The organism is Corynebacterium sp., from assembly GCF_030532325.1.
Lineage (GTDB): Bacteria > Actinomycetota > Actinomycetes > Mycobacteriales > Mycobacteriaceae > Corynebacterium.
The window spans coordinates 60,764-81,353 of record NZ_JAUNLS010000012.1 but is presented as its reverse complement, the minus strand read 5'-3'; the positions used below and the strand labels follow the sequence as shown (position 1 = coordinate 81,353).

Annotated in this window: 21 protein-coding genes and 1 pseudogene; 21 read left to right on the top strand and 1 reads right to left on the bottom strand. The window is 67.8% G+C overall.

Annotated elements, in window-relative coordinates; translation table 11 throughout:
• The 16 genes and pseudogenes from Q4E25_RS07880 to rsfS form a co-directional block, all read left to right on the top strand.
• Positions 1-381 (top strand): peptidylprolyl isomerase (locus Q4E25_RS07880; protein ID WP_303156148.1); only part of this gene is annotated, 381 nt, incomplete at its 5' end.
• Positions 382-485: 104 nt separating this feature from the next.
• Positions 486-1,769: a tetratricopeptide repeat protein gene (locus Q4E25_RS07875; RefSeq protein ID WP_303156147.1), complete on the top strand. Its 1,284-nt coding sequence runs from the start codon at positions 486-488 to the stop codon at positions 1,767-1,769.
• Between the two features lie 132 nt (positions 1,770-1,901).
• Positions 1,902-2,933 carry a rod shape-determining protein gene (locus Q4E25_RS07870; protein ID WP_303156155.1) on the top strand — a complete coding sequence of 344 codons (1,032 nt, stop codon included), beginning with the start codon at positions 1,902-1,904 and terminating at the stop codon, positions 2,931-2,933.
• Positions 2,934-2,960: 27 nt separating this feature from the next.
• Positions 2,961-3,914, top strand: coding sequence for a rod shape-determining protein MreC (gene mreC, locus Q4E25_RS07865; RefSeq protein ID WP_303156153.1), 954 nt, complete (start codon positions 2,961-2,963; stop codon positions 3,912-3,914).
• Positions 3,915-3,926: 12 nt separating this feature from the next.
• On the top strand, positions 3,927-4,478 hold the full coding sequence (gene mreD / locus Q4E25_RS07860; RefSeq protein WP_303156146.1) for a rod shape-determining protein MreD: 552 nt from the start codon (positions 3,927-3,929) through the stop codon (positions 4,476-4,478).
• A 9-nt stretch (positions 4,479-4,487) separates the two neighbouring features.
• Positions 4,488-6,536, top strand: coding sequence for a penicillin-binding protein 2 (mrdA, locus tag Q4E25_RS07855; protein WP_303156145.1), 2,049 nt, complete (start codon positions 4,488-4,490; stop codon positions 6,534-6,536).
• A 9-nt stretch (positions 6,537-6,545) separates the two neighbouring features.
• Positions 6,546-7,730, top strand: a complete 1,185-nt coding sequence (locus tag Q4E25_RS07850) for an FtsW/RodA/SpoVE family cell cycle protein (RefSeq protein ID WP_303156144.1) — start codon at positions 6,546-6,548, stop codon at positions 7,728-7,730.
• Positions 7,731-7,769: 39 nt separating this feature from the next.
• Positions 7,770-8,687, top strand: coding sequence for a hypothetical protein (locus tag Q4E25_RS07845; RefSeq protein WP_303156143.1), 918 nt, complete (start codon positions 7,770-7,772; stop codon positions 8,685-8,687).
• A gap of 120 nt (positions 8,688-8,807) precedes the next feature.
• Positions 8,808-10,685, top strand: a complete 1,878-nt coding sequence (locus Q4E25_RS07840; protein ID WP_303156142.1) for a TIGR03960 family B12-binding radical SAM protein — start codon at positions 8,808-8,810, stop codon at positions 10,683-10,685.
• Complete coding sequence (locus Q4E25_RS07835; RefSeq protein ID WP_303156141.1) at positions 10,682-11,521, top strand: TIGR03936 family radical SAM-associated protein; 840 nt, start codon at positions 10,682-10,684, stop codon at positions 11,519-11,521. The genes Q4E25_RS07840 and Q4E25_RS07835 overlap by 4 nt, the downstream gene beginning before the upstream one ends.
• A 99-nt stretch (positions 11,522-11,620) precedes the next feature.
• Positions 11,621-11,923: pseudogene (gene rplU / locus Q4E25_RS07830) on the top strand (50S ribosomal protein L21); the annotation flags it as partial.
• A 107-nt stretch (positions 11,924-12,030) separates the two neighbouring features.
• Positions 12,031-12,288: a 50S ribosomal protein L27 gene (gene rpmA, locus Q4E25_RS07825; RefSeq protein ID WP_303156137.1), complete on the top strand. Its 258-nt coding sequence runs from the start codon at positions 12,031-12,033 to the stop codon at positions 12,286-12,288.
• Positions 12,289-12,532: 244 nt separating this feature from the next.
• On the top strand, positions 12,533-13,993 hold the full coding sequence (gene obgE / locus Q4E25_RS07820) for a GTPase ObgE (RefSeq protein ID WP_303156136.1): 1,461 nt from the start codon (positions 12,533-12,535) through the stop codon (positions 13,991-13,993).
• Positions 13,990-14,703 (top strand): nicotinate-nucleotide adenylyltransferase, encoded by a 714-nt coding sequence (gene nadD / locus Q4E25_RS07815; RefSeq protein WP_303156134.1) that lies wholly within the window; start codon positions 13,990-13,992, stop codon positions 14,701-14,703. The genes obgE and nadD overlap by 4 nt, the downstream gene beginning before the upstream one ends.
• Complete coding sequence (yqeK, locus tag Q4E25_RS07810) at positions 14,700-15,299, top strand: bis(5'-nucleosyl)-tetraphosphatase (symmetrical) YqeK (protein WP_303156132.1); 600 nt, start codon at positions 14,700-14,702, stop codon at positions 15,297-15,299. Before nadD ends, yqeK begins: the two co-directional genes overlap by 4 nt.
• Positions 15,300-15,309: 10 nt before the next feature.
• Positions 15,310-15,747 carry a ribosome silencing factor gene (gene rsfS, locus Q4E25_RS07805; RefSeq protein ID WP_303156128.1) on the top strand — a complete coding sequence of 146 codons (438 nt, stop codon included), beginning with the start codon at positions 15,310-15,312 and terminating at the stop codon, positions 15,745-15,747.
• A 690-nt stretch (positions 15,748-16,437) separates the two neighbouring features.
• Here rsfS and dinB read toward each other — a convergent pair.
• A complete protein-coding gene (gene dinB / locus Q4E25_RS07800) occupies positions 16,438-17,793 on the bottom strand; it encodes a DNA polymerase IV (RefSeq protein ID WP_303156125.1) in 1,356 nt (451 codons plus the stop codon).
• Positions 17,794-17,988: 195 nt separating this feature from the next.
• On the opposite strand from dinB, the gene rpsP reads away from it, so the two are divergent.
• From rpsP to lepB, 5 genes are all read left to right on the top strand, one after another.
• Entirely contained in the window at positions 17,989-18,345 is a 357-nt protein-coding gene (rpsP, locus tag Q4E25_RS07795) for a 30S ribosomal protein S16 (protein ID WP_303156123.1), read from the top strand.
• 66 nt (positions 18,346-18,411) lie between these two features.
• Positions 18,412-18,657, top strand: a complete 246-nt coding sequence (locus tag Q4E25_RS07790) for a KH domain-containing protein (RefSeq protein WP_303156152.1) — start codon at positions 18,412-18,414, stop codon at positions 18,655-18,657.
• Between the two features lie 34 nt (positions 18,658-18,691).
• Positions 18,692-19,183 (top strand): ribosome maturation factor RimM, encoded by a 492-nt coding sequence (locus Q4E25_RS07785; RefSeq protein ID WP_303156120.1) that lies wholly within the window; start codon positions 18,692-18,694, stop codon positions 19,181-19,183.
• Between the two features lie 44 nt (positions 19,184-19,227).
• Positions 19,228-20,007, top strand: a complete 780-nt coding sequence (trmD, locus tag Q4E25_RS07780; protein WP_303156118.1) for a tRNA (guanosine(37)-N1)-methyltransferase TrmD — start codon at positions 19,228-19,230, stop codon at positions 20,005-20,007.
• On the top strand, positions 20,007-20,576 hold the full coding sequence (gene lepB / locus Q4E25_RS07775) for a signal peptidase I (protein WP_303156115.1): 570 nt from the start codon (positions 20,007-20,009) through the stop codon (positions 20,574-20,576). The genes trmD and lepB overlap by 1 nt, the downstream gene beginning before the upstream one ends.
• Positions 20,577-20,590 lie beyond the last annotated feature (14 nt).

The following is a 20,590-nucleotide window of genomic DNA, read 5'->3' as shown; positions in this document are numbered from 1 at the left end:
GACGGCCTCAAGTTCCATCGCTACGTCCCCGGCTTCGTGATCCAGGGCGGCTGCCCCAACACGCGCGACATGACGGGCGAGCAGGTCGCCGCCGGTGTGGCCGGCCCGGACGGCATGCCCGGTACGGGCGGCCCGGGCTGGAACATCCGCGAGGAGTTCTCCACCAACCCGCGCAACAGCCACGAGGACGCCGCGTTGGCCATGGCCCGCTCGATGGATCCCAACTCGGCCGGCTCGCAGTTCTACTTCTGCCTGGGCCCCCAGCACAACCTGGACTCCGGCTACACGGTGTTCGGCTCCACCATCGAGGGCAAGGACGTCATCGGCCGTCTGCGCGCCGGCGATGAGATCGTGCGCGTCGAGGTCGTTCACGGGGCATAAGGGCGCAGGCGCGCGACGAGGCGCGTCCACGGCATCGTGCGTGCCGTTGGGCGCGCGGACAAGAGGCCGCGCCGGTGTGCGGCGGCATGCAAAGGAGAGGTAACGTGAACGAACAGGTTCTGGAGCAGGCGCACGGGGCGTACCGTGCCGGCGATTTCGCAACGGCGGCTCAGCTCTTCGCGGGTGCCAAGGGCGCCGGTGAGGTGGCGGGCGAGGTCGATCACCTGCGCGGCAACGCGCTCATGCGCCTGGGGCGCTACGCCGAGGCCGCCGAGGCGTATGAGGCCGCCCTGGCCGACGCCGCCTATGGCAAGCGCGGCGCGCTGCTCACCAACCGCGGCAAGGCGCTCATGGCCGCCGGCGATGTCGCCGCAGCCGCCGAGGTGTTTGGCATGGCGACCCAGGATGGCAGCTACGCCACCCGGTACAAGGCGTATATGGGGCTGGGCGACGCGCTCAAGGCCCAGGGCCAGATGACCGAGGCGGGCGTGGCCTACCGCCAGGCCGCCATCGACGACGCCAACCCCGCGCGCGCCGCCGCGCTCACCAACCTGGGCGCCTGCTTCATGGAGCTGGGCCGTCCGCAGGACGCCACCGAGGTCTACCGCACGGCGCTCGATTTTGCCGGTCCGCGTGATGACCCCCGTGCCATCAACGCCGCGCTCGGCGTCGCCTATGCCGCGCAGAACCGCTTCTCCGACGCGGTGGACGCCTTCGGCCGCGCCGTGGCCGACGGCATCTACCACCTGAACCCCGAGCAGGCCGCCGAGTTCGACCGCGCGCGCGACGCGCTGGCCGCCAACGCCTCGATGGGCATGACCGCGCCGGGCTACGGCGACGGCGTGGACCCGCTCGACCCGCTCGGCCAGTCGGGCAACTTCATGCCCGATCCGTCCGACACGGGCTTCTTCACCTTGACCGAGCACGAGATGGTGCAGCAGGAGCGCCAGGACATGAAGGTGCGCCGCAAGCACCGCCACACCGGCCTCAAGGTGTTCATCGTGGTGCTCGTGCTGCTCGTAATCGCGCTGGGCGGCGCCGGCTTCGCCTACACGCAGGGCTTCGGCATCCCCTCGCAGCAGGACGCCGTGAGCGGCCTGTTCGAGGCCGTCTCCAAGGGCGACGACCCCGCGCCCTACCTTGCCTCCGGGCTCGATGAGAGCGCCCGCTCGGTCATCGCCTCCTCCATCCCGACCGAGGCCACCCCGAGCATCGAGGGTCTGGACAAGTCCATGACGACCTCGACGGCCACCGTCAAGGTGACGCTCGAGCGCGGCGGCGAGTTGACCTACAAGGTCGATTTCGTGCGCGACGGCCTGGGCTGGGTCGTGAGCGCCGTGACCCCCGACTTCGGCGACGCCGAGGCCGACGCCGTGGACGCCGAGTAGGGACGCGCCCCAATTGCGTGTGCATGCCGTGCGTATCGCGCCGCGGCATGCATCGCGCCGCGCTTCGCGCGCTACACTGATGACGCTTGCACACGACAACGACCGAATGTGGGAGTCGAGTTGTTTTCTTTGATGGATATGTTCTTCGGTCAGTACGACGGAGACTTGGCGATCGATTTGGGCACGGCGAACACGCTCGTGTCCGTCCGCGGTAAGGGCATCGTCATCCGCGAGCCCTCCGTGGTGGCGATCGACAAGAACGACGAGCGCATCCTGGCCGTGGGTATCGAGGCCAAGCGCATGCTGGGCCGCACGCCCGGCAACATCGTGGCGGTTCGCCCCCTGAAGGACGGCGTCATCGCCGACTTCGACGTGACCGAGGCCATGCTGCGCTACTTCATCGACAAGGCCAGCGGTAAACGCTACCCGTGGACGCCGCGTCCGCGCGTCGTGGTGTGCGTCCCCTCGGGCGTCACCTCGGTGGAGAAGCGCGCGGTGTTCGAGGCAACGATCCAGGCGGGCGCGCGCCAGGCGTACCTGATCGAGGAGCCCATGGCCGCGGCCATCGGCGCCGACCTGCCGGTCGAGGAGCCCACCGGCTCGATGGTCATCGACATCGGCGGCGGCACCACCGAGGTCGCCGTCATCGCCATGGGCGGTATCGTTGTCTCGCAGTCCATCCGCATCGCCGGCGATGAGTTCGACCAGGCGATTCTCTCGCACGTGCGCGATGCCTACAACCTCGCGATCGGCGAGCGCACCGCCGAGGACATCAAGATCAAGGTCGGTTCGGCCGTTCCGCTCAAAGACGAGCTCGACGTCGAGGTCAACGGCCGCGACGTCATCACCGGCCTGCCCAAGACGGTCCGCATTGAGAGCGAGGAGATCCGTCGCGCCCTCAACAAGCCGCTGGACGAGATGACCAAGGCCGTGAAGGACGCGCTGGACGCCACCCCGCCCGATCTCGCCTCCGACCTCATGTACTACGGCATCCTGCTCACGGGCGGCGGCGCGATGCTGCGCGGCCTCGACGTGCGCCTGCGCGACGAGACGGGCGTGTCGGTCAACGTGAGCCCGACGGCGCTCGACAACGTGGTCAACGGCTGCGCCCGCGTGCTGGAGGCCAACGCCTTCGACGGCGGCTTCGTCCAGAGCAACGCATAAGGAGAGCAGATATTCGTGCCGGGTCCCATGAAGCATGCCCCCAGTCTGAATAGCTCGAAGCAATCAACGGGTGGACGCCCGTTGATTGTTTTATGCCTCGTATCCCTGCTGATGCTCACCATGTATCTGCGCGAGGGCGACGCGGGCCTCATGCACTCGCTGCGCGCCGGCGTGATGACCGTCACCTCTCCGGTGCGGATGCTCGGCGCCGCCGCGGCGTCCCCGGTCAATGCGGTGGGCAATGCGGTGAGCACTGCCACGGCCTCGCCCGCGACGCTCGAGCAGCTGCGCGCGGCGCACGAGCGGCTCACGGCGCGTGTGGCCGAGCTCGCCGAGGCGCAAAAGACCGCGGATCGCCTCGAGGCGCTCGTCGAACTCAAGTCGAGCTACGACCTTGAATCCACGGCCGCGCGCATCATCGGCGGCACGGGGGATGCCTGGTCGGATACGGTGACGCTGGACAAGGGCTCGACCTCCGGCTTCGCTCCGGGCATGCCGGTGTGCGGGGCGGGCGGGGTGATCGGGCAGATCATCGAGGTGTCGGCCACCACCTCCACGGTCCGTTTGGTGACCGACGAGCAGTCCGGCGTCTCGGCCGTGCTCCAGTCGTCGCGCGCGCAGGGCGTCCTGCAGGGCCAGGCCGACGGCACGCTCCGCTTGGCCTACGTCTCGGCCGATGCCGAGGTGGAGGTGGGCGACATCGTGCTCACCTCCGGCATCGGCGGGCTGTTCCCCAAGGGACTGCCGCTGGGCACCGTGACGTCGGTCGACCGCGCCGCGAACGCCGTGTACTACACCGTGGTCGTCCGTCCGGCCTCGACGGCCGAGAACAACGAGGAAGTCCTGGTGGTGACGTCCCTGTCCGACGAGCAGGTCGCCAGCGATGAGGAGGTCGCCGCCGCCAACGCCGGCACCGCCCCCGCGCCGGCGGACGACGATGCGCAGGATGCCGGCGCGGCCGATGCCGCGGCGGGCGAGTAGGGAGGAGCACGCGTGGAGTTCAAGCACACCGGTCGTACCCACACGCGCCGCCCGCTCGTGGCGGCCTGCGTCATCGCGCTTTTGCTGCAGCTGGCGCTCGCGCCCCAGATCTCGCTGTTCGGCGGGCGCATCAACTTCATGCTCGTGCTGGTGGCCACCGCGGCCGTGGGTGGCGAGTCCCGCATCCTGGTGTACCTGGGCTTTGCCGCCGGCATGCTGTTCGATCTGACCTCCGCCGTCCCGCTGGGGCTCATGGCGCTGCTGCTGACGCTTTCCGGCTACGCGGTGGCGAACATGACGCGCGGCATCGCGCCGGGCGTGCACATGGACGCGCTGCGCATGAGCGGCGTGTGCATCGCCGCGGTCAACCTTATCTACGCGATCGCCATGGTCGCCATGGGCGTCACCTCGGGCATGATGACCTCGCTGGGTATCGCGCTCGCCTCGACGCTGCTGGACATCGTGGTCGCTGTGCCGTTTTTGGCGCTGCTGTCCGGCGGGGAGCAGGGGCGCGGCTTCTCCGCGCGCGGCGGCAATCGCACGCGCTATCGGGGCCTGCGGTAGGGGCGGCCCATGGATGCGCAGCTCATCGTCATCATAGCCGGCGTCATTCTGGTCGCCGCCATCATCGGTTCGCTCGTGTTCCTGCGCGGCTACTCGGGGCGCTTCACCTTCGACACGGCCCAGGGCACCCGTCCGCGGGCGGCGCAGGGCGAGGGCAACACGCAGGGCGTGGCCCTCAAGGGACGCTTCAAGCTGCTCACGCTGGGGGTGGGCGCGGTGTTCGCGGCCATCACGGCCAAGCTGTGGAGCATGCAGATGGTGTCGTCCGACCACTACGACGAGCTGGCCGAGCGCAACCGCACGCGCACCGTGACCACGCCCGCGCCGCGCGGGCGCATCTTGGACCGCAACGGCGTCGCGCTGGTGGAGAACCGACCTTCGCTGGCCGTGGTGGCCTACCGCGACCTCGCCGAGGACACCGTGCTCGTGCGCCATCTGGCCAACGTGCTGGGCATGCCCTACATGGCGGTGCTGCGCAACATCCAGGACAACACGGAGGGCGCGCAGAGCCTGCACACCATCGCCACCGACGTTCGCCGATCCACGGTGGCCTATATCCAGGAGCACCCGGACGAGTTCCCTGGCGTGCAGATCGCCGAGCGCACGGAGCGCGCCTATCCGCACGGCGCCCTCGCCTGCCACGTGCTGGGCTACACGGGCACCATCACCGCCGAGCAGCTTAAGGCGCAGGAGGACATGAGCGAGGAGGAGCGCGCCGGCGCGGTGATCTACCAATCCGGCGACATTGTGGGCCAGGCCGGCGTCGAGTTCCAATACGAGCAGCTGCTCCAGGGCGTGCGCGGCGAGCAGATCGTGCGCGTTGACGCCGACGGCAACGTGACGGGCCAGGCCGGCGCGGTGCCGCCCAAGCCCGGCAGCGACATCAAGCTCACGCTCGACTTGAAGATCCAGCAGGCCTGCGAGGAGGGCCTGAAGCTCGGCATGGAGACGGCCAAGCAGATGGGCAAGGCCGCGCCGGCCGGCGTGTGCATGTGCCTGGACTGCACCAACGGCGACGTGCTCGGCATGGCGAGCGCGCCGACCTTCGAGCCGTCGGTGTTCGTCGGCGGCGTGTCCTCGGACGTCTGGAACGAGCTCAACCGCGAGGACGGCTACCACCCGCTCATCAACCGCGCGGTCAGCGGCCAGTACATGTCGGCCTCGACCATCAAGCCGCTCTCCGCCTATGCCGGCATGGAGTACGGCGTCTACACGGCCGACATGTCCAGCAACTGCACGGGTTGGTGGACCGGCCTGGGCGAGGCCAACGGCAAGCATTGCTGGAACCACAAGGGCCACGGCGTGCGCAATCTGCAGACGGGCATCCGCGACTCCTGCGACGCCGTGTTCTACGACGTGGGCAAGAACTTCTTCTACGATGAACGCAACCCCGACGGCCTGCAGGAGATGTTTCGCCGGTGGGGCCTGGGCGAGGTCACGGGCATCGATCTTCCCTCCGAGGCCGCCGGGCGCGTGCCCGACGCGGAGTGGAAGGAGGGCTACTTCAAGGACTGGCCCGCCGACCAGCGCGCGTGGAACGCCGGCGACATGACCAACATCGTCATCGGCCAGGGCGACATCCTCGTGACCCCGCTGCAGATGGCCACCGTCTACGCGGGCATCGCCCAAGACGGCGTCGAGCCCGTGCCGCACGTGCTGCTCTCCGCGGTCGCGCGCGACGGCCAGGGTGACGCCTACACCTTCGAGCCCAAGACGCGCCTGACGGCCGATATCAAGGACCAGCGCTCGCGCGATGTGGTCGCGCAGGGCCTGCTCTCCATGATTTACGAGGAGACGCCGAGCACCGCCGCGCACTTCACGAACCTGCCGGTCAAGGTGGCCGGCAAGTCCGGTACCGGCGAGAAGGCCGGATTCAATGACTTCGGCTGGTTCATCACCTATGCGCCCTTCGAGGACCCGAAGTACGTGGTCGCCTGCCTGGTGGAGGAGGGCGGTTTCGGCTCGAACTGCGCGATGCCCGCCGTGCGCCACGTGCTCGGCGCGATTTACGATGCCCCCGACACGGCCGCCTATACGGCCGGCGACAGCACGAGGTGAGGTGAGACGATGGCAACCGATACGTTATCCCGCGTGAACCGCACGCGCGATGCGGGCAAAAGCGGTATCCGCCAGAGCGTGAACCTCCCGGTGCTCGCGGCGTGGCTGCTGCTTTTGGCCTACGGCGCGCTGGTCATCTGGACCGCCTCGCTCACGAACGAGGACGCCTCCTTTTCCCGGCAGCTGCTGGGCATGGGCCTCGGCGCCGGCCTGGCCTTCCTGTGCTGGCGCAGCGACTTCTCCGGCCTGGCGAACATGTCCACCGTTCTGCTCGTGCTCGACGTCATCGTGCTGTTCAGCCCCTATATCCCGGGCTTGTCCTACACCGGTGGCCTCGGTATGACGGGATGGATCAAGATCCCGCTCATCGGGCTGACGTTTCAGCCGGTGGAGCTCGCGAAGCTCATCACCATCTTCTTGATGGCGGGGCTGGGCGCGCAGTACAACGGCAGGATCGACGGCGTGCGCGACTACATCCGCCTGTGCGCCATGCTCTTCGTGGTGTTCGGCGCCGCGGTCGCGGCGGGCGACCTCGGCAGCGGCCTGGTCATCTTCTTCTCCGGCGCGGTCATCATCATGATGAGCGGCCCGAAGAAGGAGTGGGTGCTGTGCACCATCGCCATCCTCATCGGCCTGGTGTCGCTCATGCTCGCGGCCGATTCGCTGCTGGACAGCGTTTTGGGGCGTGACGTCCTGCTCAAGCAGTACCAGATGAACCGCCTGCTGGTGTTCATCAACCCCGAGGCCGACACCTCGCAGGCCGGCTACAACCTCATGCAGTCGCTGATCGCCGTGGGGTCCGGCGGGTTTTTCGGCAAGGGCATCGGTCAGGCGTCGCAGGCCGGCGCGGGCTTTTTGCCCGAGGCGCACACCGACTTCGTGTTCGCCCTGCTGTCCGAGGAGTTCGGGTTCGCGGGCGCCATGGTGCTGCTGGCCCTGTTCGCCGTGCTGATCTTCTCGACGATCCGCATCGCCTACAAGAGCGATTCGCTGTTTTTGAAGCTCGCCGCCGTGGGCGTCGTCGGCATGTGGACGTTCCAGGTGCTGGAGGAGATCGGCATGAGCATCGGCCTCATGCCGATCACGGGCATCCCGTTGCCGTTCATCAGTTTCGGGTCGAGCTCGATGCTGATGCAGTGCGCGGCCGTGGGCATCGTGCAGTCCATCTGGCGCATGCGGGGCAAATCGGCATAAGGCGCCCGCGTGGGCGTGAGGGGAGCAAAGGGGAGTGACATGAGGATTCCGCTGGATAAGATGGTCGGGGTGTTCAAGGTCGGCGCGGATGCGCGCCGCGATGCGGACGTTCCGGTGCGCGTGGCGGTCTATGTGGACGATACGGCCACACCGTTTTTGGTCGGGTGCGTGCGCGATGCGCTCGTCCCGCAGACCACGGCGGGGCTCGTGCGCGTCGAGCGCCTGGATGCCGCACCGCTTGCCGTGAAGCCCGACACCGACGTCGCCCTGGTGCTGTCGTGCGGCTCCGCGCACCTGCAGGCGCGCGTCCAGGAGATCGTCGTCGCGGGCGTGCCGTGCGCGGTCGTGGCGGAGTCGAGCGTCGAGATCCCCTTCATCGCGCAGGACACGCGCATGCTGGGCCTCATCGCCGCGACGGACGAGGCGCACCTGCTCTCGAGCCTGGCCGCCTGGGTGCTCGAGCGCACCGACAAGCAGACCGCGTTCGCGGCGAACTTCACGTTCATGCGGACGGCCGCGGCGCGCCGCGCGGTGAGCAGCGCCGCGCTGGCCAATGCCGCCACCGGCGCCCTCGTGTTCATCCCCGGCGCGGATTTTCCCGTCATGACCATCGCCCAGCTGGGCATGCTCATGCAGCTCGCCTCCATCTTCGGCAAGCCCCTGCGCCTCGAGCGCGGCTACGAGGCGGCCGGCGTGCTGGCGGGCGCCGTGGCGCTGCGCGCGGTCGCGCGCGCCTGCGCGCCTCGTGCGGGCGTGGGCGCCTTTGCGGTCAAGGCCGCGGTGGGCGGGGCCGGCACCTATGCGATGGGCCGCGCGCTCACCGCCCTGTACGAGCGCGATGTCGATTACGCGCCGCTCAACGACGCGCTGGCGGGCATCGCCTCCCGCGTGCGCGACGTGCGCGGGCCGCACCGCGCCGACACGGGCGCGGAGGCGGTCGCGGCGCCCCTCGTGTAGCGAGACCCGCGCCCCGCACGCAAAGCGCCTGCCGTCTGCCCGCGCTTCGCGTCTCGCCCCGCACGGGGCCCGTTGCGGCCCACGACCTGTACCCGCACCGCCACAGCAAGGAGTGATACCGTGCGCGTTGCCTACGAAAACAGATTCTCGGAGCTCGAGCCCCTGCTCGCGCGCGTGGAGAAGCCCACGCGCTACATCGATCACGAATGGGGCGCGCTCTATAAGCCCGAGGCCGAGCACCGCTGCGTCCTCATCTACCCGGATGTGTACGAGGTCGGCCTGCCCAACCAGGGCATCGCCATCCTGTACCGCAACTTGAACGAGGCCGAGGGCCTTTCCTGCGAGCGCGGCTACATCCCCTGGACCGACATGGCCGACGAGATGCGCGCGGCCGGCGTGCCGCTGCTCTCGCTCGAGGGCGCCGCGCCCATCGCCTCGTTCGACGTGGTCGGGTTCCACGTCCCCCACGAGATGGCCTGCACCAACTACCTTGAGGGCCTCGATCTCGCCGGGATCCCGCTGCTCGCCGCCGACCGCGGCGAGGACGACCCGATCGTCATCTGCGGCGGGCCGTCCGTCTACAACCCCGAGCCCATCGCGCCGTTCTTCGACGTCATGCTCATCGGCGAGGGCGAGGAACAGATCGTCGAGTTCTGCCGCCGCCACCGCGAGCTGCGCGACGCGCACGTCTCGCGCGCCGAGATGCTGCGCGAGCTGTCCCATGTCGGTGGCGCCTACGTGCCCTCGCTCTACGAGGTGCGCCACGACGAGCCCTGCTCCCCGCATGGCTACACCGTGCCGCGCGCCGGTGAGGACGTACCGGAGGTGGTATACAAGCGCGTGGTCGCCGATTTCGGCGCCACGAACCCCGTGCCGCAGACGGTCGTGCCCTACGCGCAGATCGTCCAGGACCGCCTGTGCGTCGAGGTGCTGCGCGGCTGCGCGCGCGGTTGCCGCTTCTGCCAGGCGGGCATGACGTATCGCCCCGTGCGCGAGCGTTCCGCCGATCAGGTGGTCGCCGCCGTCACGAGCGGCCTGTCCGCCATGGGCTACGACGAGGTGTCGCTGAACTCCCTCTCCACGACCGACCACTCCAAGTGCGCCGAGATCCTCAATCGCCTGAACGCCCGGCTGGGCGACACGGGCATCTCCATCTCGGTGCCCTCGCAGCGCCTCGACTCCTTCGGCGTCGATATGGCCGCCGCGGTGGCGGGGGAGAAGAAGGGCGGCCTCACGTTCGCGCCCGAGGCCGGCAGCCAGCGCATGCGCGACGTCATCAACAAGAACGTCACGGAGGAGGACCTCGAGCGCGCCACCCGGGCGGCGTTCGAGGCCGGTTGGCGCCGGGTGAAGCTCTACTTCATGATGGGTCTGCCCGGGGAGACGGACGAGGACATCGTCGCCATCGCCAACCTGGCCGACCACACCCTCGAGATCGCGCGCGAGGTCGTGCCCAAGGAGCAGCGCGGCGGCATCTCGGTGTCCATTTCCGTGTCGGTGTTCATCCCCAAGAGCCAGACGCCGTTCCAGTGGTGCGCCCAGCTCGACGACGCCGAGGTCAAGCACCGCCAGCAGCTGCTGCTGCACAGCGTGAGGAACCGCGCCGTGCGCGTGCACTGCCACGATGCGGCGACCTCGCTCATCGAGGCGGTCATGAGCCGCGGCGGGCGCGACATCGCCCCGCTCATCGTCGAGGCATGGCGCCGCGGCCAGCGTTTCGATGCCTGGACCGAGCAGTTCGATCTCGGCGTGTGGGAGGAGGCGGCAGCGGCGTGCGGCCTGGACCTGCGCGAGATCGCGCAGACGCCCTATGAGCTCGATTGGCGCCTGCCGTGGGAGCATGTGAGCCCGGGCGTCTCCCGCGGCTTCCTGCTGCGCGAGTACCGCCGCTCGCTCGAGGGCGTGACCACGCCCGATTGCACCCGCACCTCGTGCACGGGCTGCGGCATCTGCCCGACCCTGCACGCCGATAACGTCTTGATGGGAGAGCGCGCATGAGTGCCACGTCCGAGCCCACGCTGTTTCGCCTGCGCGTCGCCTACCCCAAGCTCGGCCGCCTGAAATACCTCGGGCATCTGGAGCTGATCCACACCGTCGAGCAGATCGTGCGTCGCGCGCACCTGCCGTATGCGGTCACGCAGGGCTTCTCGCCCCACATGCGCATCGCCTACACCTCGGCGCTGCCGGTGGGCACCTCCTCGGCGGCCGAGTACTTCGATGTGCATCTCACCGAGCTCGTTCCGGCGCCCGAGGCCCTGGCGCGGCTCCAGGCCGCCTCGCCGGCCGACCTGCGGCCGCTTGCCGCCGCGTACGTCGAGCTGCGCCGCCCGGCGCTCACCGCCGAGATCAACCGCGTCTCCTATCTCGTGGAGTTGACGTTCGCCGTGGGGCACGCCGTCGACGACGAGGCGCTCGAGCGGGTGTTTGCCGCCTGGCTCGACGCGGGCGCCGAGATTCCGTATCGTCGCGGCAAGAAGCACAAGACGCTCGCCGTCGCCCAGCTGCTGTGCGTTCAGCGCCATCTGGTCATGCCCGATGGGCGGGCCTGGATCGAGCTTGAGACCAGCTGCGACAACGAGGGCTCCCTGCGCCCGGAGATCCTCATCGCCGCGCTCGACCAGGCGCTTCGCGGATGCGACCCGGGCGTTGACGAGGAGATCGTCTCCACGGGAATCCAGCAGCTCACGGCCATTGCCGGCTATCAGGTCGAGCGCATCTGCCAGGGCATCGCGGCCGAGGGCGCGCCGGCGGTGCCGCCGCTTGAGGTCGCGCTCGAGGCGCCGGTGGGCAGCCTGGCCGCCCGTGCGCGCGGTGAGGCTTTGTCGAACCTGTGAATATGCAGGCGAAATGTCGCGTATTCCCGTTGACGTGCGTTTTTTGAGCTGGTACTATATCCGACTGTTGCACGAACTGATGCATGAAGGGCAAAGAACATGTACGCAATCGTTACCACCGGCGGCAAGCAGTATAAAGTCGCCACCGATGACGTCATCACCGTCGAGAAGATCGAGGGCGAGGTCGGCTCCAAGGTCACCCTCCCGGTCATCTTCCTGAACGACGGCAAGAAGATCGTCACGGATCCTGCCAAGCTCGCGAAGGCTAAGGTCACTGCTGAGATTCTCGAGCAGTTCAAGGGCGAGAAGCAGCTTGTCTACAAGTTCCACAAGCGCAAGCGCTATCACCGCCTCAAGGGCCACCGTCAGCAGCTCACCAAGGTGAAGATCACCAAGGTGCAGGCTACCACCCGCGCGGCCGCCAAAAAGACCACCAAGGTTGAGGAGCCCGAGGCTCCCGTCGCCGAGTAACCAATCCGAATTGTAGTTCTAGAGAGCAGGTACCAGATATGGCACACAAAAAAGGTCTCGGTTCCTCCCGTAACGGTCGCGATTCCCGCGGCCAGCGCTTGGGCACCAAGCGTTTTGACGGTCAGACCGTGAAGGCCGGCGAGGTGCTCGTGCGTCAGTGCGGCACCCATATTCACCCGGGCGAGAACGTCGGTCGTGGCAAGGACGACACGCTCTTCGCGCTCACCGCTGGTAAGGTCAAGTTCACCAAGGGCATCAAGCACCGCGTGAACGTCCTTCCGGTCGTCGAGGCCTAAGCGCCACCCTTCACCGCATCTACATGCTTAAGGAGACTCTCGCGCGCGTGCGCCGGGAGTCTCTTTTTTGCTATGGCGGCTTGCGGAAGGGGAGGGGCTCGTTCTTGCGGATCGTCTGCCGCGTGAATCGCGGCTCGTATGTTCGCCGCATGGATGCGCGAAAAACGACCCTGTCCCCCTTTACAATAGAGAGAACGCGGCGGTTTGAGCGCCGCACACCCCGACCTGTGAGGACGGAGCACTCATGTCACAATTCACCGATTTGTGCCGCATCAACGTTCGCGGTGGCGACGGCGGCGCGGGCTGCATGTCGTTTCGGCGCGAGGCGTTCGTGCCCAAGGGCGGCCCGGATGGCGGCGACGGCGGTCATGGCGGCGATGTCATCATCCAGGCCGACGCCCAACTCTCGTCGCTGATCGACTACCGCTTCAAGCATCATTTCCGCGCCGAGGACGGCACGCACGGCAAGGGCTCGCGCAAGGACGGTGCCAACGGCGCCGACCTGGTGCTCAAGGTGCCGATGGGCACGGTCGTCCGCGAGATCGACGCCCGCACCATGGAGCCCGCCTACGACATCGCCGACCTCACGCGCGACGGCGAGCGCGTGGTCGTGGCCCCCGGCGGCGCCGGCGGCCTGGGCAACCCGCATTTCGTGACCTCCACGCGCCGCGCGCCCGCGTTCGCGCAGAAGGGCGAGCCTGCGCTTGAGCACTGGATCGAGCTCGAGATGAAGCTCATGGCCGACGCCGCCTTGGTGGGCGTGCCGAGCGTGGGCAAGTCCTCGCTCATCGCGCGCATGAGCGCGGCCCGTCCCAAGATCGCCGACTACCCCTTCACCACGCTCGTCCCCAATCTCGGCATGGTGCGCGCCGGCGAATACTCCTATGTCGTCGCCGATGTCCCCGGCCTGATCGAGGGCGCCAGCGAGGGCAAGGGCCTCGGCCATCAGTTCCTGCGCCACATCGAGCGCACCGCGCTGATCTTGCACGTGGTGGACATCACGGGCGGCTATGAGGGGCGCGATCCGGTGGAGGACTATCGCATCATCAACGAGGAGCTGCGCGCCTACGCCTCCGAGCTGGCCGACCGCCCGCAGATTGTGGTGGCGAACAAATGCGATGCGAGCGGCGTGACCGAGCGCGTGGCCGCCCTCAAACAGGCCGCGCTGGCCGACGGGCATGAGCTCTTCGCGGTGTCCGCCTTGACGGGCGCCGGGTTGCAGACGCTCATGTTGGCGTGCGGCGAGCGCGTGCACGAGCTGCGCCGCGAGCTCGCGCGCCTCGATGCCGAGGAGCCCGCCTTCGACACCGACCGCTGGGAGCGCGAGCGCCGCGCCCGCGAGAAGCGCTTCCATGTGGAGGCGGAGGGCCCCGGCGCCTGGCGCGTTACGGGCACGAACCTGGAGCGCATGGTGGTCCAGACCGATTGGGAGAACGAGGAGGCCGTCATCTACCTGCAGCATCGCATGGCTCGCATGGGCGTGGACGACGCGCTCGCCAAGGCCGGCTGCCGCAACGGCGACGAGGTGCGCATCCTGGGCTATGCCTTTGATTTCGAGGGCGTGGAAGATGACGAGGACTTCGAGGACGACGTTCCGGCCGATGTGCTCGTGTTCGATGCCGACGACGCCGACGAGGCCGTTGGTGGCGTTGGGCAGGATGACGCCGACTCCGAGGACGGCGCGCGCCCCGCAGGTGGCCGATGACCGCGCCTGCGCAGGTGTTTCCGCCCATCGCGCTTGAGCCGGGGCAGACGTTTCGGCTTGGGGTCATGGGCGGGACGTTCGATCCCATCCACTACGGGCACCTCGTCACGGCCGAGCAGGCGCGCGAGGCGCTCGCGCTCGACATGGTGCTGTTCATGCCCGCCGGCTCGCCGGCGTTCAAGCAGCACCAGCGGGTGACGCCGGCGGAGCACCGCTATGCCATGACGGTGCTCGCCACGGCGGCCAATCCCTCGTTTCTCGTGAGCCGCCTCGAAATCGACCGCCCGAGCGTTACGTACACGGTCGATACCCTCACGGCGCTGCGCGAGCATTACCCCGCCGAGGTCGAGCTCTACTTCATCACGGGCGCCGACGCCATCATCGACATCCTGACGTGGCACGATGCCGAGCGGATCGCGGGGTTGGCGACGCTGATCGCCGCGACGCGCCCGGGTTACGACATCGAGCAGGCCCGCGCGCGCCTGGTGGCCTCGGGCCTGGATTTCGACGTGCGCTACATCGAGATCCCGGCGCTTGCCATCAGTTCGACCAACATCCGCGAGCGGGTGGCGGCGCATTCGAGCGTGCGCTATCTCACGAGCGAGTCCGTTATCGGCTATATCGGCAAAAACGGGCTGTACAATACCAGGGATGGTGCGCTGGACGGATGCGGCGCGCCGAGTGAGGAGATGCGGGAGGTGGCACGATGACTGACGATCAGCGCGAGGTGCTGGCGCATATGGAGGCCATGCTCAAGGTGCGGCTGGCCGAAAAGCCGCGGCGCTTTGCGCATTCGCAGGCGGTTGCGGCCTGCGCGGTGTCGCTGGCCGAGACGTACGGCGTCGATGCCTTCCAGGCCGCTGCGGCGGGCATCCTGCACGATTGGGACAAGGCGCTCAGCGATACGGAGCTGCTTGCGCGCGCCGCCCAGTACGGCGTCGAGGTCGTGGGCTCTCCTGCGGCGGCAGTCGGTTTGCTGCACGGTCCGGTGGCCGCGCGTGAGTTGCCGCAGATCTTCCCGGGTATCGACCCGGCGGTCCTGCAGGCCGTGGCGCGCCACACCGTGGGCGCGTGCGACATGGCGCCGCTCGACATGGTGGTGTTCGTGGCCGATGCGATCGAGCCCAACCGCCGTGGGGCGTATGCCGACGAGCTACGGGCGCAGGTGGGGGTGCTCAGTCTGGAGGAGCTGTTCTTCCGCTGCTTTGCGGGCGGGCTTGCCTACGTCATTTCCGGTGGCCGGTATCTGTATCCCACCGCCGTGACCATTTACAATACCTATGCCGCGCGATGCGGCCGCGAATGAAAGGTGCATTATGACCGATACGCTAACCGATGAGCAGCTGATGAGCATGGTCGAGGCCACGGGCGCCTCGGTGGACCGCACGGCCGCCTCGCTGTCGAGCACGGGTGTGGCGGCGCTCGAGGTCGCCCGTGTCGCCGCTGCGGCCGCCGACGAGAAGAGCGCCGACGACATCTGCGTCATCGACCTGACGGAGCTGTCGGATGTCTGCGACTACTTCGTCATCGCCACCGGTTCCAACACGCGCCTGGTGGACGCCGTGACCGACGAGGTGGAGGAGAAGGTTGCCGCGGCGTGCGGCGAGCATCCGTTCTCCATCGAGGGCCGCGAGGGCCGCGACTGGATCCTCATGGATTACGGTTCGGTGGTCGTGCACGTGTTCACGCCCGAGGCGCGTGATTATTACCGCCTGGACAAGCTTTGGGGAGACGCGCCGCAGCTCGACCTGTAGCCGCCGTTCCGGGTTGCATCGCGGCATGCGTTCCGACTGCGCTGTGATGCGTGCTCCGGTTGTGCCGTGATGCGCAACGCAAAGGGTTCGCCGTCAGACCATCCAGCCTCGTTTTTCAGGCTCAGATGGTCTGGCGGTGAACCCTTTTTTGGTGTGGTGTCAGGCGTGCTGCAAGTTGGGGCTTTGGAGACGCGCATATTCGCATGGGTGGTCACAAATCGCGTCTGGGCGGTCATTTAGCCTTCAATTCGGTGGATGGGTGGTCCATTAGTTCGTGTGTCTCGGTCTTTGCCTAGCAGAATCCTGCGGTTTTTCTTGAGCGGGCTTATTCGGTATGCGGCCGAGCGGTGATGATAGCGGGCAATTGACCGCCCAGGCGCGTTTTGTGACCACCCTTGATGTTTTTGAGCCTGTTTTCGACGACCAGGCAAAGACGGTGGAACGTTTTCACAGCCGTTCTGTGAAAGGCGCTGTCCGAAGAGACTGCTTAGGTTTTATTTTCGTTGGCTGGCGCATAAAAGGTGCGGCCAAGGGCCATGTGGCGCCGCTTTTTGGGCCCAGACGGCCCGCACCCGAACCCTTTTCTAACGCTGTGGGTGCGTGCGTGGGTCCTGGCGGTGCCTTGTCTCGCATATCAGCTGGTTGGCGGCATACATACGAAATGCTCCGCGCCCGCGTTCTGCCGATGCGTTAGTCGAGGGGCTTGTTCTGGTTCAGGAACTTGGCCGGATCGACGAGGTCGTGCTCGAAGCGCGCGGCGCGACCGAAATTCACGGCGCTGGTGCCGAACTTCTCGCGCACGGCGTCCAGCGTCACCGAGAGCTCGCGTCTGTCGCTCGCCATGGCCCCGCGTTCGTCCACCTCGCAAAAGAGGTCCGTCTGGATGCCGCCGGCGTCCGGCCCGAAGTCGCTGACGCCCACACCTGCCAGGCGCACGTGGGTCTGGCAGGTCCAAATGCCACGCAGCAGCTCGCGCGCAACGGCGCCGAATACGTTTTCGTCGTCGGTGGGGTGGGCGAGCTTGCGCTGGATGGTGCGCCCCTCGCCAAAGGAGTACTTGAGCTTGAGTGTGACGGTGCGCCCGGCCAGCCCGCGCCGGCGCAGGTGCGCGCCCACGGACTCGGCGAGTAGGGCCACGGCGGCCTCGGCATCGGCGAGCGAGGTCAGGTCCTGTGAGAACGTCCGCTCGTTGCTTACGGATTTCACGTCCTCGGGCTCATCGATGGCGCTCACGGCGCTGTGCTCCGCTCCTGCCGCCCGCAGGCGCATGACATGCGCGTTCACTCCGAAGATGGGGGAGAGCGTGGCATCGCTTGCCTGCGCGAGCTGCCCGAGCGTGCGGATGCGAACCTTGTGGAGGGCCTGCTCGGCCGCCTTCCCGATGCCGCTCATGGCGCGCACCGGCAGCGGCGCCAGAAAGGCGGCCTCGGTGCCGGGCAGCACGGCGGTCAGGCCGTGGGGCTTGTCGCGCTCGCTGGCGATCTTGGCCACCGTCTTGTTGCAGCCCAGGCCGATGGAGCAGGTGATGCCCAGCTCGGCCACGCGCCTCGAGATGCGCCGCGCGATCGCGAGCGGGCTTTCGGCGGCAAAGCGCCCGGGCGTGATGTCGAAGAACGCCTCGTCGATGGAAACCTGATCGACAAAGGGCGTCTCGTCTGCCAGGATGGCCATGACCTGCGCGCTCATCTCGCGGTAGCGGTCGAAGTGCCCGCAGGTCCAGATGGCTTGCGGGCACAGGCGCTTGGCCTGCGCCGATGGCATCGCCGAGCGAACGCCGAAGGCGCGCGCCTCGTAGGAGGCGGTGGACACCACGCCGCGGGCGTCGGGCGAGCCGCCCACGATGAGCGGCTTGCCGCGCCATTCCGGATGATCGAGCATCTCAACGCTGGCAAAGAAGGCATCGAGGTCGAGCAGTCCGATGGCCGGCCCATCCCACGCGCCGAGCAGGCCGCGCGCAATCGCCGCGGCGTCTTGCGCGGGCGGGAGCCCCGCTGCACCCTCGATTCCCCGTTCAGAAAAACCGTATGTATGTTCGATTCTATCCATATGATGAGTATAACGAAAAAATGGGATGTGTGCTGCGTGAATGTGCTTGCAAATCGTGCAATCTCGGATAAGATATGGATTTGCTTGCGACTTTCAGTCTGAAGCCGGTCTCACATGCTTCCCGTCAAGTCGTCGGCGCACCATGTCCTGGTTTTGGAAAGCAGCAGATTCGCTGCGCAATCGAAGGAGTTTGCATTGGCAGTCAAGATTCGCCTTGCCCGTCACGGCTCGAAGAAGCGTCCGTACTACCGCGTCGTCGTGGCTGATTCCCGTTCCCCTCGTGATGGTCGCCTCATCGAGGAGGTCGGCCGTTACAACCCGATGACCACCCCGAAGGTCATCAACCTCGACCTCGAGAAGATCGCCGACTGGCAGGCCAAGGGCGCCCAGCCCACCGACGCCGTCGCCGCGCTCATCAAGGCCGCCAACGAGGGCGAGAAGGCCGCTGCCGCCCCCAAGAAGTCCAAGAAGCAGCTTGCGAAGGAGGCCGAGGAGGCCGCTCGCAAGGCTGAGGAAGAGGCCGCTGCTGCTGCCGAGGCTACCGAGGAGTAAACGGTGTCCGAGGAATTGAACGTAGAGCTCGACGCTGAGGCCACGGCCGAGGCCGCGGGCGAGGAACTGGTTTCCGACCGCATTGCCGACCTTGTCGAGTACCTCGTCGTTTCCATTGTCGATGACGCCGACGCCGTGAGCCTCGAGGTGATCGACGGCGCTTCGTCGTCCACCATCGAGGTGAGCGTCGCCGCCGATGACGTCGCCAAGGTCATCGGCCGCCGCGGTCGTACCATCAAGGCCATCCGCACCGTCGCCCGCGCCCTTGCCGCTCGCCTGAACACGAGCGTCGAGGTCGAGGTCCTGGGCTAGAGCCTTGCGCGCCGCATATAAGAATATCGCCCGTGTGTTGCGTACACACGGCGCCAAGGGGGAAGTCGTCGTAGCGCCGCTGCGGGGGCTTCCCCTCCTTTTGCATGCGGGGATGCAGGTGCATCTCACGCCCCCGGCACTCGCGCGAGAGCGCGTCTCCACGGTCCTCACCTTGGCGGACGGCCCCACTTCGGGCACCGCGCGCGTGCGCTTCAGTTGCGCCTCCACGCTTGAGGATGCCGAGGGGCTGGTCGGCTGTTACGTGCTGGCCCGTCGGGACGACCTGGATCTGGGCCCGCTCGAGGCCGCCGTATGCGACCTGCTCGGCCGTTCCGTGGTCGATGCGCGTATCGGTGAGGTGGGCTGCATCCAGGAGGTGCTCGAGACGCCCGCCAACGACGTGTGGGTGGTCGACGGCGGTGCGCACGGCGAGGTGCTCATTCCCGTGATTGACCAGGTGGTCGAGTCCATTCCCGACGAGGGCCCCATTGCCGTCCGGCTCATGGACGGTTTGCTCGACCTGTAGCGCACCGCGCGCCCGGTGCCCATGTAGCTGCCAAGGAGGCCCGCGTGCTGCTTGAAACGCTCTCGGTGTTCCCCGAGTTGTTCGAACCCTATATGTCCACGTCCATCATGGGCCGCGCCCGCGCGAAGGGCATCTTCGATGTTCGCTGCCATGACCTGCGCGACTGGACGCACGACCGCCATCGCACGGTTGACGATGCCCCTTTTGGCGGCGGCGCCGGCATGCTCATGAAGGTCGAGCCTCTGCATGAGGCGATCTGCGACATCGCCTCTCGCGGCGAGGTGCGCCCGCGCGTGGTGTTCTTCACGCCGTGCGGCGAGCCGTTCACGCAGCACGTGGCTCAGCGCCTTGCCGCCTGCGAGCGCATCCTGTTCGTGTGCGGCCGCTACGAGGGCATGGACGAGCGCGCCTACGACCTGGCCGACGAGCGCCTCTCCATCGGCGACTACGTGCTCACCGGTGGCGAGCTGCCCGCGCTCGTGGTCGCGGACGCCGTGGTGCGCCTGCTGCCCGGGGCGCTCGGCAACGAGATGGGCAGCGTGGACGAGAGCTTCTCCACCGCCGATGACGGCGGCCTGCTCGAATATGCGCAGTACACGCGTCCGGCCGAGTTCGAGGGCCGAGGCGTGCCGGAGGTCCTGCTCTCCGGAGATCACGCCCGCGTGGACGCGTGGCGCCGCGCGAACGCCGTCGAGCGCACGTGCCGCTGGCGGCCCGACCTTATCGCGAGCGCCCGGCTGACCGAGGCCGAGCGCGCTCACGCCGAGGAGCTCATCGCGCGCTTCCATGGGACCCCGCGCGCCGACACGGAAGGGATCGGGTGATGTCCGTGGGCAAGACTGCCAGCGCCGCCGTGCGCAATCTCGTGGAGTGGGTGCTCGTATTCGTCATCGCGCTCGCGTTCTTCCTGTTCATCCGTGCGTTCGTGGTGACGCCCTACACGGTGCCCACCGGCTCCATGGAGCCGACCATCCAGATCGGCGACAACCTGTTCGCCGAGAAGCTGACGCTGCGGTTCGGCGGCGAGGCCGAGGCGGGCGACATCGTGGTGTTCGACAACCCCGACGGCAGCTCCGGTCACGACATCCTGGTCAAGCGCGTGATCGCCACCGCGGGGCAGACCGTCGATCTGCGCGGCGGCGCCGTGTACGTGGACGACGTGCGCCTGGACGAGCCCTACACGGCGGGCCGCAGCTATCCGCTGGACATGCAGGCGCCCGGCGCGGCGGTGAGCTTCCCCTACACCGTCCCGGAGGGGCACGTATGGGTGATGGGGGACAACCGCGAGAACTCCGCCGACTCCCGCTACTTCGGCGCCGTGCCGTGCGACAACCTCATCGGCATCGCCATCGCGCGCTATTGGCCCCTGAGCCGCATCGGCCTGTTATCATAGTCAACCGTACATTC